The following is a 15,391-nucleotide window of genomic DNA, read 5'->3' on the forward strand; positions in this document are numbered from 1 at the left end:
CTTTTCTGCCGGAGTGGTCACACCCACCGCACCCGGACGACCACGGCCCGGCTACACACTCGACGTATACACACCACGTATACGTGGTGTGTATAGTCCTCCGCATGTCCATCGGTCACACTCTCCTCGGTCTGCTGGAGTCCGGTCCGCGTCACGGCTACGACCTCAAACGCGCCTTCGACGAGAAGTTCGGGCACGACAAGCCGCTGCACTACGGCCAGGTCTACTCGACCATGTCGCGCCTGCTGAAGAACGGCCTCGTCGAGGTCGACGGCATAGAGGCGGGCGACGGCCCCGAACGCAAGCGGTACGCCATCACCGAGGCGGGCATCACCGATGTCCAGCGGTGGCTCGCGACGCCGGAGAAGCCCGAGCCGTACCTCCAGTCGACGCTCTACACCAAGGTCGTCCTCGCGCTGCTCACGCACCGGGACGCCGCCGACATCCTCGACACCCAGCGGTCCGAGCACCTGCGCATGATGCGCATCCTCACCGACCGCAAGCGCAAGGGCGACCTCGCCGACCAGCTGATCTGCGACCACGCCCTGTTCCACCTCGAAGCCGACCTGCGCTGGCTCGAGCTCACCAGTGCCCGCCTCGGCAGGCTCGCCAAGGAGGTGCTCCCCGCATGACCCCCGCCGGTTCCCTGCTCGCCGCACACGGCCTGCGCAAGGCCTACGGGCCCACGACCGCGCTCGACGGCGCCGAGTTCTCCATACATCCCGGCGAGGTCGTGGCCGTCATGGGCCCCTCCGGCTCCGGCAAGTCCACGCTCCTGCACTGTCTGGCCGGGATCGTGCGCCCCGACGCGGGCGAAATCTCGTACAACGGCCGCTCATTGACGTCGATGACGGACACCGAGCTGAGCGCGCTGCGGCGCAGCGAGTTCGGCTTCGTCTTCCAGTTCGGCCAGCTCGTGCCGGAGCTGACCTGTGTCGAGAACGTGGCCCTGCCGCTGCGGCTCAACGGCGCGAAGCGCAAGGAAGCCGAGCGCACCGCCCTGACCTGGATGGAGCGCCTGGAGGTCGACGACGTGCGCGGCAAGCGCCCCGGCGAGGTCTCCGGCGGCCAGGGCCAGCGCGTCGCCGTGGCCCGCGCGCTCGCCACCAGCCCGCGCGTGGTCTTCGCCGACGAGCCCACGGGCGCGCTCGACTCGCTCAACGGCGAGCGCGTGATGGAGCTGCTCACCGACGCCGCCCGGTCCACCAACGCCGCCGTCGTCCTGGTCACGCACGAGACGCGTGTCGCCGCGTACTCCGACCGCGAGATCGTCGTCCGCGACGGCAAGTCCCGGGACATGGAGCGCCTCGTATGAGCACGACGCGCACCAGGCCCGCCGTGACCCCGGCCCCCGCGCCCGCCCCGCCCGCGGGGTCCACCGGCCTCCGCGCCTGGGTCCGCGACCTGGCCATGGGCCTGCGCTTCGCGATCGGCGGCGGCCGCCAGGGCTGGACCCGCACGATCCTCACCGCCGTCGGCGTGGGCCTCGGCGTGGCGCTGCTGCTCGGCGCCGCGTCCGTGCCGGACATGCTGACCAAACGCGACGCCCGCTCCACGGCGCGCACCCCGCTCACCGAGATGAACGGCAAGCAGGTCAAACCCGGCGACACGACGGTCCTGTCCATCAACGTGAGCACGGACTTCCGCAACTCCGAGATCATGGGGCGCGTGCTGCGCGCGGACGGCGCCCACCCGGTGCTCCCGCCCGGCCTCGACGCCCTGCCCAAGCCCGGCGAAGTGGTCGTCTCGCCCGCCCTGCGGGACCTGATGAACGGCTCCGGCGGCACGCTCCTCAAGGAGCGCTTCAGCCAGTACCGCCAGGCGGGCACCATCGGCGACGCGGGCCTGATGCACCCCAAGGAGCTGTACTACTACATCGGCTCCGACACCCTGACCAAGGCCGACGGCGCCTACCGCACGCCGTCCTTCGGCTACAAGGAGCCCGCCGAGCCGCTCGACCCGCTCCTGGTCGTCCTCATCGTCCTGATCTGCGTCGTGCTGCTCACCCCGGTGCTCATCTTCATCGGCACCGCGGTCCGCTTCGGCGGTGAGCGCCGCGACCAGCGGCTCGCCGCGCTGCGCCTGGTCGGCGCCGACCGCCGTGCGGTGCGGCGGATCGCGGCGGGCGAGGCCCTGTGCGGGGCGCTCCTCGGGCTCGTCGCGGGCGCCGTGTTCTTCCTGCTCGCCCGGCAGCTCGTCGGCATGGTCGACATCTGGAAGGTCAGCGCCTTCCCCTCCGACATGGTGCCGCTGCCCGGGCTCACGGCGCTGATCCTCGTGGCCGTGCCCGTCTCCGCGGTGGTCGTCACCCTGGTGTCGCTGCGCTCGGTCGCCATCGAGCCGCTGGGCGTCGTCCGCAGCTCGGCACCGCGCAAGCGCCGCCTGTGGTGGCGGCTGCTGCTCCCGGTCCTGGGCCTGGGGATCCTGCTCGGCCAGGAGCGCATCTCGAGCGAGTCCACCACGGCCGATGTGCACGTCTACGTCATCGCCGTCGGCGCGACCCTCGCCCTAGTGGGTCTCGCCACGCTGCTGCCCTGGCTCGTCGAGGCCGCCGTGGCCAAGCTGCGCGGCGGGCCCGTGCCCTGGCAGCTGGCCACCCGCCGCCTGCAGTTGAGCAGCGGCACGGCGGCCCGCGCGGTCAGCGGCATCACAGTCGCGGTGGCGGGCGCGGTCGCCCTGCAGATGCTCTTCGCGTCCATGCACGACGACTTCAACACCGTGACGGACAACGACCCGCGCCGCGCCCAGCTCAGCGTGAACTCGTCGCAGGCCAGCGGCGCGCTCGCCCAGCGCATGATCGACGACTTCCGCGCCACCAAGGGCGTCAAGAACGTCATGGGCAGCGTCTCGTCATACGTCGTCAGGCCCGGAAAGCTGCCGAAGGGCCAGGAGTCCGACGGCTACCGGCCCACCACGGAGCTGCGCGTGGGCACCTGCGAGACGCTGCGCGAACTGGCCCACGTCAAGTCCTGCACCAACGGCGACACGTTCGTCGTGCGCTCCGGGGACCGCGAGATGACCGCGCAGGTCGACATGGTGGCCCGCCTCGGCAAGCCGATCGACCTCAACCCCGACTCCTGGTACAGCTACGACGGCAAGCCGCGCGGCAAGCACTCCCCGTGGACGCTGCCGAAGTCGACGCGCACCGTGCAGGCCAGGCCCGACCCGGTGGGCGACAAGTACTACGGCATCTTCGCGACGCCGCGCGCCCTCGACGTGGACCGCATGGCCGACGCCTCGACCAACGCCATGGTCCAGATCGACCGGAGCGTGCCGGACGCCGAGGAGTACGTGCGCAACGCCGCGGCCCGCATGGGTCCGCTGGTGCGCGTGGGGACCATCGAGATGATGGAACGCGACAAGCAGTACGCGTCCGTCCAGAAGGGCCTGCAGGCCGGGGCCATCGCCACGATGATGCTGATCGCCGCGTCCATGCTGGTGTCGATGCTGGAGCAGCTCCGCGACCGCAAGCGCCTGCTCGCGGCCCTGACCGCCTTCGGCACCCGGCGCACCTCGATGGGCTGGTCGGTCCTGTGGCAGACCGCCATCCCGGTGGCCCTCGGCCTCGCCCTCGCCGTCGTCGGCGGCCTGGCCCTCGGCGCCGTGATGTGCCGGATGATCGCCAAGCAGGTCACGGACTGGCTGGTGTTCGTGCCCCTGGCGGGCGCGGGCGCGGTCCTGGTGGCGGTCGTGACGGCCCTGAGCCTGCCACCGCTGTGGCGGATGATGCGACCGGACGGCTTGCGCACGGAGTGACGCGAGTGCGGCGCTGGGGGCGGGAGTTCATGAACTCCCGCCCCCAGCGCGTGCGGCAGCGCCCCGAAGGGGCGCGGGGAACTGCGCGACCAGCCACGACGGCGCCGCAGCAGAACGACGGCACAGCGCGCTGCTTCCAGCGAAGCGCTCAGAGCACCCGCACGGGCAGTGGCCGCAGCGCCCCTCGCAGGGCGTCGGCCAGCTCCGCGTACTCCGCGGCACGCGCGGCCCCCGAACGCATCGCGAGCGCGACGCGCCGCGTGGGCGCGGGATCGGCGAAGTACCCGGTGAGCAACTGGCTGCTGCGGCTGGTCTCGACGCGCACGGCGGTCCGCGGCAGCAGCGTCACCCCGAGCCCGCCCGCCACGAGCTGGACCAGGGTGGAGAGCCCGGCGGCCGTCGTGGTGACGGGCGCGTCGGCGCGGCCCGCCTCGCGGCAGATGTCCAGGGCCTGGTCCCGCAGGCAGTGCCCCTCGTCGAGCAGCAGCAGGTTCAGCTCCCGCAGCGCCTCGCGGGGAATCCCCTCGCGGCCGCCCAGCCAGTGGTCGAGCGGTGTGACCAGGACGAAGTCCTCGTCGAACAGCGGCAGTTCGGTGACGCCCGGCACCCCGAGCGGCACCGCGAGGAGCAGCAGGTCGAGCCGCCCCGCGGCCAGGCCTTCGAGCAGCGACGACGTCTGCTCCTCGTGCACCTGGAGATCCAGGTGTGGATACGTCTCGTGGACCAGGGCGAGCACCGTCGGCAACAGGTACGGCGCCACGGTCGGGATAACGCCGAGCCGGAGCGCGCCCGTGAACGGCGCCTTCACGGCGTCCGCCTCCTCCAGGAGCGCCTCGACCTCGCCGAGGACGGCCTTGGCGCGCACGGCGAGCCGCTCCCCCGCCGGGGAGAGCAGCACCTTGCGGGTGGTCCGCTCCAGGAGCTGGACACCCAGTGCCTCCTCAAGGGCGGAGACGGCGCCGGACAGCGCGGGCTGACTCATCCCGATCGCCGCCGCGGCGTCCCGGAAGTGCAGATGCTCGGCGACGGCGGCGAAGGCGCGCAGCTGCGCCAGACTGGGTTGCTTGCCCCTATTTACGGCAGCCACTGATAGCTACCTCCAATCAACAAGACCGAGTGTAGCTATTTCCCTAATCAATGCACCCTGTGCCACGATCGTCAGTAGTCCAACCCCCTGGAACCCCTTACCGGGGGTTTCCATCGCTGCAAGGAGAGCGCGTGCTCACTGTTGGTGACAAGTTCCCCGAGTTCGACCTGACTGCCTGTGTCTCGCTGGAGAAGGGCAAGGAGTTCGAGCAGATCAACCACAAGACCTACGAGGGCAAGTGGAAGATCGTCTTCGCGTGGCCCAAGGACTTCACCTTCGTGTGCCCGACCGAGATCGCGGCCTTCGGCAAGCTGAACGACGAGTTCGCCGACCGTGACGCCCAGATCCTCGGCTTCTCCGGCGACTCCGAGTTCGTGCACCACGCCTGGCGCAAGGACCACCCGGACCTGACCGACCTGCCCTTCCCGATGCTGGCCGACTCCAAGCACGAGCTCATGCGCGCGCTCGGCATCGAGGGCGAGGACGGCTTCGCGCAGCGCGCCGTCTTCATCGTCGACCAGAACAACGAGATCCAGTTCACGATGGTGACCGCCGGTTCCGTGGGCCGTAACCCCAAGGAGGTCCTGCGGGTCCTCGACGCTCTCCAGACGGACGAGCTGTGCCCCTGCAACTGGAGCAAGGGCGAGGACACCCTGGACGCGGTCGCGCTCCTGGCCGGTGAGTGAGCATGGCCCTCGATGAGCTGAAGGCCGCCGTCCCGGACTACGCCAAGGACCTGAAGCTGAACCTCGGCTCGGTCATCGGCAACTCCGAGCTGCCCAAGCAGCAGCTGTGGGGCACGGTGCTCGCCTGCGCGATCGCCTCCCGCTCCGCGCAGGTGCTGCGCGAGCTGGAGCCCGAGGCGAAGGCGAACCTCTCCCCTGAGGCGTACACCGCGGCCAAGTCCGCGGCCGCCATCATGGCGATGAACAACGTCTTCTACCGCACGCGTCACCTGCTCTCCGACAAGGAGTACGGGACGATGCGCGCGGGCCTGCGGATGAACGTCATCGGCAACCCGGGCGTGGAGAAGGTCGACTTCGAGCTCTGGTCGCTCGCGGTCTCCGCGATCAACGGCTGCGGCATGTGCCTCGACTCGCACGAGCAGGTGCTCCGCAAGGCCGGCGTGGACCGCGAGACGGTCCAGGAGGCCTTCAAGATCGCGTCCGTGATCCAGGCCGTCGGCGTCACGCTGGAGTCCGAGGCGCACCTGGCCTAAGCGCTTCGCTGGAGTTGCGGCGATGGGCCGTCGCTCGACTCCGGTCCGTCGTGGCTGGTCGCGCAGTTCCCCGCGCCCCTTCGGGGCGCTGTCGAAAGGCCCCGCTCCCCACCACGGGAGCGGGGCCTTTCGTGCACCCGAGTACGGACGGAGAATTCCAGCCCGTCCGGCGTTTGAGGACGAGCGCGTCAGCGCGATGGGGTGGACGGTCAGCCCGAGGAGGGGCGGACGGGCGGGGAGGGCAGCTGCTCCGGCGCGGGAGCCGTGTCCGCCACCGCCTCGGCCTGGCGGAGAGCCAGTTCCCGGGAGTAGGCACGCAAGTGCCCCACCACCGTGTTCGTCACGGCGACCAGCGGCACCGCCACCACCGCTCCCCCGATCCCGGCCACCATTCCCCCGGCGGCCACGGAGAGCACCACGGCCAGCGGATGCACCCGCACCGCGCGGCCGAGGATGAACGGCTGCAGGATGTGCCCCTCGATCTGCTGCACCGCGAGGACCACCACGAGCGACATCACGGCCGTGAACACGCCCTGCGTGACCAGCGCGACGACCACCGCGAGCGCGCCGGAGATCACCGCACCCACCAGCGGGATGAACGCGAACAGGAAGATGAAGACGGCCAGCGGCACGGCCATCGGCACGCCCAGGAAGTAGATCCCGAGCCCGATGAAGACCGCGTCGATGAGGGCCACTATCACCGTGCCCCGCACATACGCGGTGAGCGTCCGCCACGCCTGCGGCCCCGCCCCCGCGACGCCCGGCCGGGCCGCGGCGGGCACGAGCCGGAGGAACCACTTCCAGATGCGCGGCCCGTCGTACAGCAGGAAGAGCGTGGAGAACACCGCGAGCAGGATGCCGGTGAGGGCCTCCATGATGACGGTGACGCCTTCGAGGCTCGCGGAGGTGATCTCCTCGGAGTTGGCGCCCACCGCCTCGCGCAGGCTCTTGGCGATGTCGTTGATCTGGTCCTCGGTGACGTGGAAGGGGCTGTTGAGCAGCCACTTGCGCAAGTCCTCGATGCCGTCCTGGATCTGGCTGGAGAGCGTGTCGACGTTCTCCATGACCTGCCAGACCACGAACCAGCCCACCAGGCCCATGATCACGAAGCCGAGTACGGCGGTGACCATCGTGGCGAGCCCGCGCGGCAGGCCGAGCCTGCTGAGCCGGGCCACGGTCGGCTGCAGGAGCGCCGTGATGAGCAGCGCGGCGACGAACGCGAACACCACGAGCTGGACCGCGCTGATGACCTTCATCAGGACCCAGACCGTGCCCGCGAGCACGAGCAGCCGCCACCCGGCCTCGGCGGCGACCCGCATGCCCCACGGCACGGCGGCCACGGGGTCGGGGCGCGCCGCTATGGCGGGGGCGTAGGCGGGCGGCGCGGGCACCTGGTCCGCGGCCGCGGCGTCGTCCGCGTCGTCCGGGTCCTCGCCGCGGGCCCGGCCCTCGGCGTCGGCCCGCGCGTCGGCGGCGTGCCGCACCATGTCGGCGTACCGCTTGCGCAGCGACAGCTTGGCGCCCGCCGGGGCGGGCTCCCCGGTGACGTGCTCGCCGGTGGCGGCGTCGTCCCCGGTGGCGGGCCGCGCGGCGGGCGCGGAGTCGTCGGCGCGCGCGTGCGTGCCGTCGGGCGCGTCAGCTGTATCAGACGCATCGGACGCACCAGGCGCACTGGACGCACCAGACGCACCGGAGGCGTCAGCAACGACGGATGCGACGGACGCCTCGGACGGCTCGTCCCGTCCGGCGGCGGCCGGCTCCGGTTCGGGGGTGTCCTGGCCGTCCTGGGCACGGCCCGTGTCCAGGCGTTCACCCAGCCTGGTCAGGCCCGCGCCGACGCGCCGGCGCCACCCTGGAACTCGCGACATGATCCGTCCTCTTCCCCCCGTCTTGCCCCACCGGAGCCCCGGTCCTACCGCTGGGGCGTTCGAACCGACCGTACATGGCGAAGCCCCCCACCGTAGGACGATGAGGGGCCGTGACTGGTTGAGCGTGATCGCTCAGTACCAGTGGTTCGCCTGCCAGAAGCTCCAGGCTCCGCACGGGCTGCCGTAGCGGTCGTTCATGTAGTTGAGGCCCCACTTGATCTGCGTGGCCGGGTTGGTGCGCCAGTCGGCACCCGCCGAGGACATCTTGGAGCCGGGCAGCGCCTGGACCAGGCCGTAGGCACCGGAGGAGGCGTTGGTGGCGCGGTAGTTCCACGTGGACTCGTGGTTCACGATGTTGCTGAAGCACTGGAACTGGCCCGCGGGAACCATCTGCCGGGCCATCGACTGGACCTGGGCCACCGTGTAGGAGCCCTGCGGGGCGAAGTCGGAGGCGTCGCGCGAGGAGGAGCGGCTCGCCTTGTTCTCCAGGCGCTCCTTCTCCTGCTGCTTCTTCTTCTCCGCGGCTTCCTTCGCGGCGGCCTTCTTGTCCGCTTCCGCCTGCTTCGCCGCCTTCTGCTTCGCGACGGCGTTCTTGGCGGCCTGGACGCGGGCGGCCTCAGCGGCGGACTTCTTCGCGGCCGAGTCGGCGGCCATCGCCTGGGCGTCGGCCTGCTGCGCCACCGAAGTGGTCTGCACCTGGGCCTGTTCGCCTGCGGGGATGTCTGCGAGGAGAGTCGAGTCGCTGGCCGTCGCCTCGAGGTCGTTCGAGTTCGAGGACTGGGTGTCGCCCGAGGCAACACCCACGACGGCGCCGACGGTGGTGACCGCAGTGGCCGACGCCACCGCGAATCCCCGGACCGAGATCCGGCTCACACGGTTTCCTTCCAGCATCGCCCGCATAGGTGACCTCGCGGACGCAATCGTGCCCCTGACGCTGGCCTCCGCTTGCTGATCGGTCACGGGAGGCGCGGGCCCGGTGGACAACTCCCGTGGCGGGAGCGCCGCGTGGTGCTTCGGGCGGCATACGGCTACCACTATGAAGTTCTGTTGTTCTGTACCGCTGGGGGTACAGGAGTGCCGTATGCGGGGCCTGACAGGACCCAGACTCTGCCGTAGCGAGATGCCGGGAGGCAATTCCGAGTTGCGTGTGAAAGCTCACATCCCGTTTGTCCCAGCAGTTTTACGGAAACACAGACGCACGGGGCCGAGGCCCCACTAGGCTCTCTCGCTTCACCGGTCGCGGCCAATCGCCGCAGCCTCAGGGGCATTTGACCGCACCTCAGTCCTGAACCACGAAAATCCCCCGTTCCGTGCGGAACGGGGGATTTTCGCGCTTCGGGCGAAACGGTCAGACCTGGCCGTCCTCCAGCATCTCCGTCACCAGGGCCGCGATCTGCGAGCGCTCCGAGCGCGTGAGCGTCACATGGGCGAAGAGCGGATGCCCCTTCAGCTTCTCGATGACGGCGACCACTCCGTCGTACCGCCCGACCCTGAGGTTGTCGCGCTGGGCGACGTCGTGGGTCAGGACGACGCGGGAGTTCGCGCCGATCCGGGACAGGACCGTCAGCAGGACGTTCCGCTCCAGGGACTGGGCCTCGTCCACGATGACGAAGGCGTCGTGAAGGGAGCGGCCCCGGATGTGCGTGAGCGGCAGGACCTCCAGCATGCCCCGCGCCGACACCTCCTCGATGACCTCCTTGCTCGCGACCGAGCCGAGCGTGTCGAAGACGGCCTGCGCCCAGGGCCCCATCTTCTCGGCCTCGGTGCCGGGCAGATAGCCGAGCTCCTGCCCGCCCACCGCGTACAGCGGCCGGAAGACCATCACCTTCTGGTGCTGGCGCCGCTCCAGGACGGCCTCGAGACCCGCGCAGAGCGCGAGCGCGGACTTGCCGGTGCCCGCGCGGCCGCCCATCGAGACGATGCCGACGTCCGGATCGAGGAGCAGGTCGAGCGCGACGCGCTGCTCGGCGCTGCGGCCCTTGAGGCCGAAGGCCTCGCGGTCGCCGCGGACCAGGCGCACATTGCCCTCGGCCGTGACCCGGCCGAGTGCCTTGCCGCGCTCGGACTGGATGGTCAGGCCGGTGTGCACGGGCAGCTCGGACACCTCGGGGACGTACAGCGTCTCCGCCTCGTAGAGGAGGTCGACCTGCTCACCGGAGAGGGTCAGTTCGGACATGCCGGTCCAGCCGGAGGAGTCCGTGATGGCGAGCTCCGCGCGGTACTCCTCGGCGAGGAGACCGACGGAGGACGCCTTGATCCGCAGCGGCAGGTCCTTCGACACGACGGTGACGTCGTATCCCTCGGCCTGGAGGTTGCGGGCCACGGCGAGGATCCGCGAGTCGTTGTCGCCCAGGCGGTAACCGGCGGGGAGCACGCCGGGATCGGAGTGGTTGAGCTCGACGCGCAGCGTCCCGCCCAGGCTGCCGATCGGGATGGGCGCGTCCAGGCGCCCGTACCTGATGCGGCAGTCGTCGAGCAGGCGCAGGGCCTGCCGGGCGAAGTAGCCGAGTTCGGGATGGTGGCGCTTGGCCTCTAGCTCCGTCACTACGACGATCGGCAGCACCACTTCGTGCTCGTCGAAACGCGCGAGCGCGTTCGGGTCGGCGAGCAGGACGCTGGTGTCGAGAACATAGGTGCGCCGGCCTTGCTGGCGCTTCGTGCTGGTCACCACGGAAGGACGTACCCCCTCGGATGAGGTCGGGGAGCGACGGAGGGAACTGGGCCGGTGTGCGGCCCCCATGCGCGGGCCGGGCACCGGCCCTCCGTGTCGTCCGCGCTCACCGCGCGGTCGTCCTTGCGCAAAGGGCCTCCCGGGCGGACGGCCCCGTGCCGTCCGCTGAGATACGGCGCCCGTGAATCGGACGCCGACCTGGAGGGCTTATTCCCTCGAACAAGCGCAGCCATGCCATGGCATATGACGGCGCGTTGGTTAACTCCCGGTTACCGAGTCCTCAGTCCACCCGGTTCGTCATCCACCGTAACGGCGGTGGCGCGCGGCGTAATCACGCAGCGCACGCAGGAAGTCCACCTTCCGGAACGCCGGCCAGAAGACTTCGCAGAAGTAGTACTCGGAGTGAGCGGACTGCCAGAGCATGAAGCCGGACAGGCGCTGCTCACCACTCGTCCGGATCACCAGGTCGGGGTCCGGCTGGCCGCTGGTGTAGAGGTGCTTGGAGATCTGCTCGACGTCGACGCTGTCGGCGATGTCCTCGATGGAGGTGCCGCGCTCGGCGTGGTCGAGCAGCAGGGAGCGGACGGCGTCGGCGATCTCCTGGCGGCCGCCGTAGCCGACCGCGACGTTGACGAGTATCCCCTTGTTGGTGTCGGTGGCCTGCTCGGCCTCCTTCAGGACCCGCTGGGTGCGGCCGGGGAGCAGGTCGAGGGTGCCCACGTGGTGCACGCGCCAGCGGCCGTCGGCCGCGAGGCTGCGGACCGTCTCCTCGATGATGCCGACGAGCGGGACGAGCTCCTCGTCGGGGCGGTCGAGGTTGTCCGTGGACAGCATCCACAGCGTGACGACCTCGACGTCGGTCTCGGCGCACCAGCCGAGGAACTCCTCGATCTTGTACGCGCCCGCCTGGTGGCCCTGCTCGGTGGTGCCGCCGGAGGCCTTGGCCCAGCGGCGGTTGCCGTCGAGGATGACGCCGATGTGCTTGGGCACCTGCGCGTGATCGAGGCGGCCCTCCACCCGGTGTGCGTACAGCCGGTACACCAGGTCGCGCAAGCTCACGAGATTCCACCTCTCACGAAAGTCGGCCGCTGCCCCGGGGGGCCGAACCGGCCGGGGGGGTCCTGGGGCCCGACGGCAGCCCCTGAAGCCGAAAGGGTACCGCTGCGCGGGGGGTCCCTCGGCCCGGGTGCCGTTACGGGCGGGAGAAAGCGGGGTATTAGGAACGCCCGCCCACGCCCCCGCCCTGAACCCCCGCCTCCGGCGCGGAAGGGGGGCGCACGACACGGGCGTTGGGGCGCCGCGACACCTCTATCAAGCCCGTCCGGCGATTGAGGACGAGGCCGCAGGCCGACACCGCCCCACCCGGCGCCAGCTCACAGACCGCAGGACGCCCATCGAGCCCGTCCGGCGATTGAGGACGAGGCCGCGAGGCCGATCGAGCCCGTTCGGCACCTGAGGACGAGGCCGCAGGCCGATCAAGCCCGCCCAAGCCGAACGCAGTGGCGTAGCTTCGTTTCATGAACGACTTCTCCGCGTACCGAGCCGCCCCCGACCGCTACGAGTCGATGGAGTACCGCCGCACCGGCAGGAGCGGCCTGAAGCTCCCGGCCGTCTCGCTCGGCCTCTGGCACAACTTCGGCGACGACCGCGCCCTGGACTCCCAGCGCGCGATCCTGCGCCGCGCCTTCGACCTGGGCGTCACCCACTTCGACCTGGCGAACAACTACGGCCCGCCGCCCGGCAGCGCGGAGCTGAACTTCGGCAAGCTCTTCGCCCAGGACTTCGCCCCCCACCGGGACGAGCTGATCGTCTCGACCAAGGCGGGCTACCTCATGCACCCCGGCCCCTACGGCGAGTGGGGCTCCCGCAAGTACCTGCTGTCGTCGCTCGACGCCTCGCTGAAGCGCATGGGCCTGGACTACGTCGACGTCTTCTACTCGCACCGCTTCGACCCGGACACCCCGCTCGAGGAGACCATGGGCGCGCTCGCGTCCGCGGTCCAGCAGGGCAAGGCGCTGTACGTCGGCGTCTCCTCGTACAACAGCGAGCAGACGGCTCAGGCCGCGCGGCTGCTGCGCGAGATGGGGGTCCGTCCCCTCATCCACCAGCCGTCGTACTCGATGATCAACCGCTGGACCGAGGACGACGGCCTGCTCGACACCCTGGAGGCGGAGGGCATGGGCTGCATCTCCTTCGTGCCGCTCGCGCAGGGCCTGCTGACCAACAAGTATCTGAAGGGCATCCCCGAGGGCTCGCGCGCGACCCAGGGCAAGTCGCTCGACCCCGGGCTCCTCAGCGACGAGGTCGTACGCCGGCTCAATGGCCTGAACGACATCGCGGCGCGGCGCGGTCAGTCGCTCGCGCAACTGGCGCTGAGCTGGGTGCTCAGGGACGAGCGCATGACGTCGGCGCTCATCGGCGCGTCCAGCGTGCGGCAGCTGGAGGAGAACGTGGCGGCCCTGTCCGGGCCGAAGCTCACGGAGGCGGACCTCGCGGAGATCGACGCCTTCGCGGTGTCGACGCCGGGGACGAACATCTGGGCCGGACGGAGCTGACGGCCGCGCCGCGCGGGGGTCCTGCGGCGCCCTGGCCGCGCCCGCGCCGCGCCCGCGCCGGGCTCGTGCCGCGCCCGCGCCGCGGCCAAAAGAAAACGGGCCGGTCCGTGGGGGGGGGAGACGGACCGGCCCGAGGGGGGGTTTCCACCATAACCCTTCGTAAGTGGTTCGGAGTGCATCGGCGTGCCACAACTACTCTCCGAGACCGCCCGGCGACTGCCTGACCCCCACGCCCCACCGGATTCCGGCCCTCGCGGCGCGATCCGGCCGTCGGCGGCGGTAGCCCCGAAGGGTGACGCGGGGGCGGGGCGCGCGCTTGACGCGGGGAGCGCTAGCGTCGCGCCATGGCGACCCTGACGGCTCCCGGCGCCGGGAGCCCGGTGGCGGTACCCCTCGAAGTGGCGGACTCGCCCCGCGCGCGGCGGCGCGGGCTGCTCGGCCGCGACGGCGTCCGCGGCGCCCTGCTGCTGCCGCGCACGAGCGCCGTGCACACGCTGGGGATGCGGTTCGCCGTGGACGTGGCATACCTGGACCGGGCGTCCCGCGTCCTCGCGGTGCGGACGATGCGGCCGGGCCGGGTGGGCCTGCCCCGGCTCCGGGCCCGGCAGGTGGTGGAGGCGGAGGCCGGCGCGATGGCGGGGTGGGGGGTCCGCAGGGGCGTGCGCCTGGTGGTGGACCTGGGCGGAGCCGATCGGAACGGCGCCTAGGAGCACGGTGCGGCGCTCGCGCCCGGGAAGAGCGCGCACGAGGCCGCGCAGCCCCCTCCACTGCGCGGCACCCGCCCCGCGCAGCTTTGCGCCCGCGAATTAGCGTTGGTCTGAACTTACGTGAGTTCGGCGGCCGAATCGAGCCGGTGTACACAACAATCGATAACAATGCTGAATCGGCGGCCACATCGCACCGGAGTCGCCCCGAATTGCCCGAATTGACGCGCGGGGCGCCGGGCTTCGGACTCCAGCGCTCAGGTGCCCAGGGGCTCAGGGGCTCACGGGCTCAGGCTGAGCGCGCGGCCGCGGCGGCCGCCTTGGCCTCCTGGTTGGCCACCAGGCGCTCCATGTTCTCGTCGCCCCACACGCCGAGCGGCCCCAGGGCCCGGTTCAGCGACTGGCCGAGGTCGGTGAGGGAGTACTCCACCTTGGGCGGCACCTCGCGGTAGACCTCGCGGTGCACGATGCCGTCGGTCTCCATCTCCCGCAGCTGCTGGATCAGCATCTTCTCGCTGACGCCGGGGACGTGCCGCCGCAGCTCCCCGAACCGCAGGGTGCCGCCCGCGTACAGCGCCCACAGGATCAGGGGCTTCCACTTGCCGCCGACGACGTCCACGGCCGCGTCCAGACCGCACGCGTACGGCCCCTTGCCCTTCGCCATGTGCCAACTCCTCGTCCGCGTACGTCCACTGCCTCACTTACCGGATCGACAGTACCGCCGGACGGGCGGTCAGCGCTTGCGTGCGTCGAAGAGGTGCCGGGTGCTGTGGGCCACGAACGGCCCTTCCTCCCGGATCAGCTCGTGCAGCTCGCGCAGTCGCGTCCGGTACGCGTCGACGGTGAACCCGGGCACCATCCACACCACCTTCCGCAGGAAGTGGACGACGGCCCCGACGTCGAAGAACTCCATCCGCAGCCGCTCGGCCCGCAGCGACACCACGTCGAGCCCGGCGGCCTCGGCCGCGGCCCGCTCGCCCTCGGGGTCGCGGGCGTTCCTGACCTCCTCGGGCTGCTCCCCCAGGAAGTACTCGACGACCTCGAACACGCTGCTCGGGCCCACGTGCTGGGCGAAGTACGTCCCGCCGGGCCGCAGCACCCGGGCGATCTCATCGAAGTGCGGCGTGACGGGATGCCTGCTGGTGACGAGGTCGAAGGCGCCGTCCGCGAACGGCAGCGGCGCGTCCTCGGCGGAGGCCACGACGACCGCGCCGCGCGGGTGCAGGAGGGCCGTCGCCTTCGCCACGTTCGGCGGCCACCCCTCCGTGGCCACGGCGACCGCGGGCAGCGAGGGCGCGGACGCCAGCACCTCACCACCCCCCGTCTGCACGTCGAGCGCGGCCGAAGCCGCCCCGAGCCGCTCCCCCATGCCCCGCGCATACCCCCACGAGGGCCGCGCCTCGGTGGCCCGCCCCTCGAACCAGGAGAAGTCCCAGCCTTCGGTGGGGGCGGCTTCGGCTTCGGCGACCAAGTCGTCGAACGTACGGGAACCAGCGGGTGCGCTGTTGCGGGAGGTGCTCATGGCCCGATG

Annotated in this window: 14 protein-coding genes; 7 read left to right on the forward strand and 7 right to left on the reverse strand. The window is 71.1% G+C overall.

The genetic code is table 11. The annotated features are described in order from the left end of the window. The first annotated feature begins 104 nt into the window (after nt 1-104). Genes IG74_RS0101645 through IG74_RS0101655 form a run of 3 tightly spaced genes read left to right on the forward strand, consistent with a single transcriptional unit; the run spans nt 105 to nt 3,756 of the window. Nucleotides 105-632 (forward strand): PadR family transcriptional regulator, encoded by a 528-nt coding sequence (locus IG74_RS0101645; protein WP_030668264.1) that lies wholly within the window; start codon nt 105-107, stop codon nt 630-632. Continuing rightward, on the forward strand, nt 629-1,315 hold the full coding sequence (locus IG74_RS0101650) for an ABC transporter ATP-binding protein (protein WP_030668267.1): 687 nt from the start codon (nt 629-631) through the stop codon (nt 1,313-1,315). Before IG74_RS0101645 ends, IG74_RS0101650 begins: the two co-directional genes overlap by 4 nt. After that, complete coding sequence (locus IG74_RS0101655; protein ID WP_030668270.1) at nt 1,312-3,756, forward strand: FtsX-like permease family protein; 2,445 nt, start codon at nt 1,312-1,314, stop codon at nt 3,754-3,756. The genes IG74_RS0101650 and IG74_RS0101655 overlap by 4 nt, the downstream gene beginning before the upstream one ends. A gap of 148 nt (nt 3,757-3,904) precedes the next feature. On the opposite strand, the gene IG74_RS0101660 is transcribed toward IG74_RS0101655, so the two are convergent. Then, nucleotides 3,905-4,843, reverse strand: coding sequence for a LysR substrate-binding domain-containing protein (locus tag IG74_RS0101660; protein WP_030668274.1), 939 nt, complete (start codon nt 4,841-4,843; stop codon nt 3,905-3,907). Nucleotides 4,844-4,974: 131 nt separating this feature from the next. Between IG74_RS0101660 and IG74_RS0101665 the strand changes: the two genes are divergently transcribed. Next, nucleotides 4,975-5,529, forward strand: a complete 555-nt coding sequence (locus IG74_RS0101665; RefSeq protein WP_030668278.1) for a peroxiredoxin — start codon at nt 4,975-4,977, stop codon at nt 5,527-5,529. Nucleotides 5,530-5,531: 2 nt separating this feature from the next. After that, nucleotides 5,532-6,062, forward strand: a complete 531-nt coding sequence (locus tag IG74_RS0101670) for an alkyl hydroperoxide reductase (protein ID WP_030668281.1) — start codon at nt 5,532-5,534, stop codon at nt 6,060-6,062. A 209-nt stretch (nt 6,063-6,271) separates the two neighbouring features. On the opposite strand, the gene IG74_RS0101675 is transcribed toward IG74_RS0101670, so the two are convergent. The 4 genes from IG74_RS0101675 to IG74_RS0101690 all read right to left on the reverse strand — a co-directional run bounded on the left by IG74_RS0101675 (nt 6,272) and on the right by IG74_RS0101690 (nt 11,660). After that, nucleotides 6,272-7,930, reverse strand: coding sequence for an AI-2E family transporter (locus IG74_RS0101675; RefSeq protein WP_199818761.1), 1,659 nt, complete (start codon nt 7,928-7,930; stop codon nt 6,272-6,274). A gap of 132 nt (nt 7,931-8,062) precedes the next feature. Continuing rightward, nucleotides 8,063-8,821 (reverse strand): transglycosylase SLT domain-containing protein, encoded by a 759-nt coding sequence (locus IG74_RS0101680; protein WP_199818762.1) that lies wholly within the window; start codon nt 8,819-8,821, stop codon nt 8,063-8,065. A gap of 457 nt (nt 8,822-9,278) precedes the next feature. Continuing rightward, nucleotides 9,279-10,601, reverse strand: coding sequence for a PhoH family protein (locus tag IG74_RS0101685; RefSeq protein WP_030668291.1), 1,323 nt, complete (start codon nt 10,599-10,601; stop codon nt 9,279-9,281). A 297-nt stretch (nt 10,602-10,898) separates the two neighbouring features. Beyond that, nucleotides 10,899-11,660 carry an isoprenyl transferase gene (locus tag IG74_RS0101690; protein ID WP_030668294.1) on the reverse strand — a complete coding sequence of 254 codons (762 nt, stop codon included), beginning with the start codon at nt 11,658-11,660 and terminating at the stop codon, nt 10,899-10,901. 458 nt (nt 11,661-12,118) lie between these two features. Between IG74_RS0101690 and mgrA the strand changes: the two genes are divergently transcribed. Continuing rightward, entirely contained in the window at nt 12,119-13,156 is a 1,038-nt protein-coding gene (gene mgrA / locus IG74_RS0101695; RefSeq protein ID WP_030668298.1) for an L-glyceraldehyde 3-phosphate reductase, read from the forward strand. Nucleotides 13,157-13,500: 344 nt separating this feature from the next. Further along, nucleotides 13,501-13,863, forward strand: coding sequence for a DUF192 domain-containing protein (locus IG74_RS0101700; protein ID WP_030668301.1), 363 nt, complete (start codon nt 13,501-13,503; stop codon nt 13,861-13,863). Between the two features lie 286 nt (nt 13,864-14,149). Here the strand turns inward: IG74_RS0101700 and IG74_RS0101705 are convergent, their stop codons facing one another. Next, nucleotides 14,150-14,524, reverse strand: coding sequence for a winged helix-turn-helix transcriptional regulator (locus IG74_RS0101705; RefSeq protein WP_030668303.1), 375 nt, complete (start codon nt 14,522-14,524; stop codon nt 14,150-14,152). Between the two features lie 69 nt (nt 14,525-14,593). Beyond that, the gene (locus tag IG74_RS0101710) at nt 14,594-15,382 is read right to left on the reverse strand and encodes a class I SAM-dependent methyltransferase (protein WP_030668306.1); all 789 of its coding nucleotides are present in this window, start codon (nt 15,380-15,382) and stop codon (nt 14,594-14,596) included. Nucleotides 15,383-15,391: the final 9 nt, after the last annotated feature.

The organism is Streptomyces sp. NRRL B-1347 (genome assembly GCF_000720325.1).
Classification (GTDB): Bacteria; Actinomycetota; Actinomycetes; order Streptomycetales; family Streptomycetaceae; genus Streptomyces.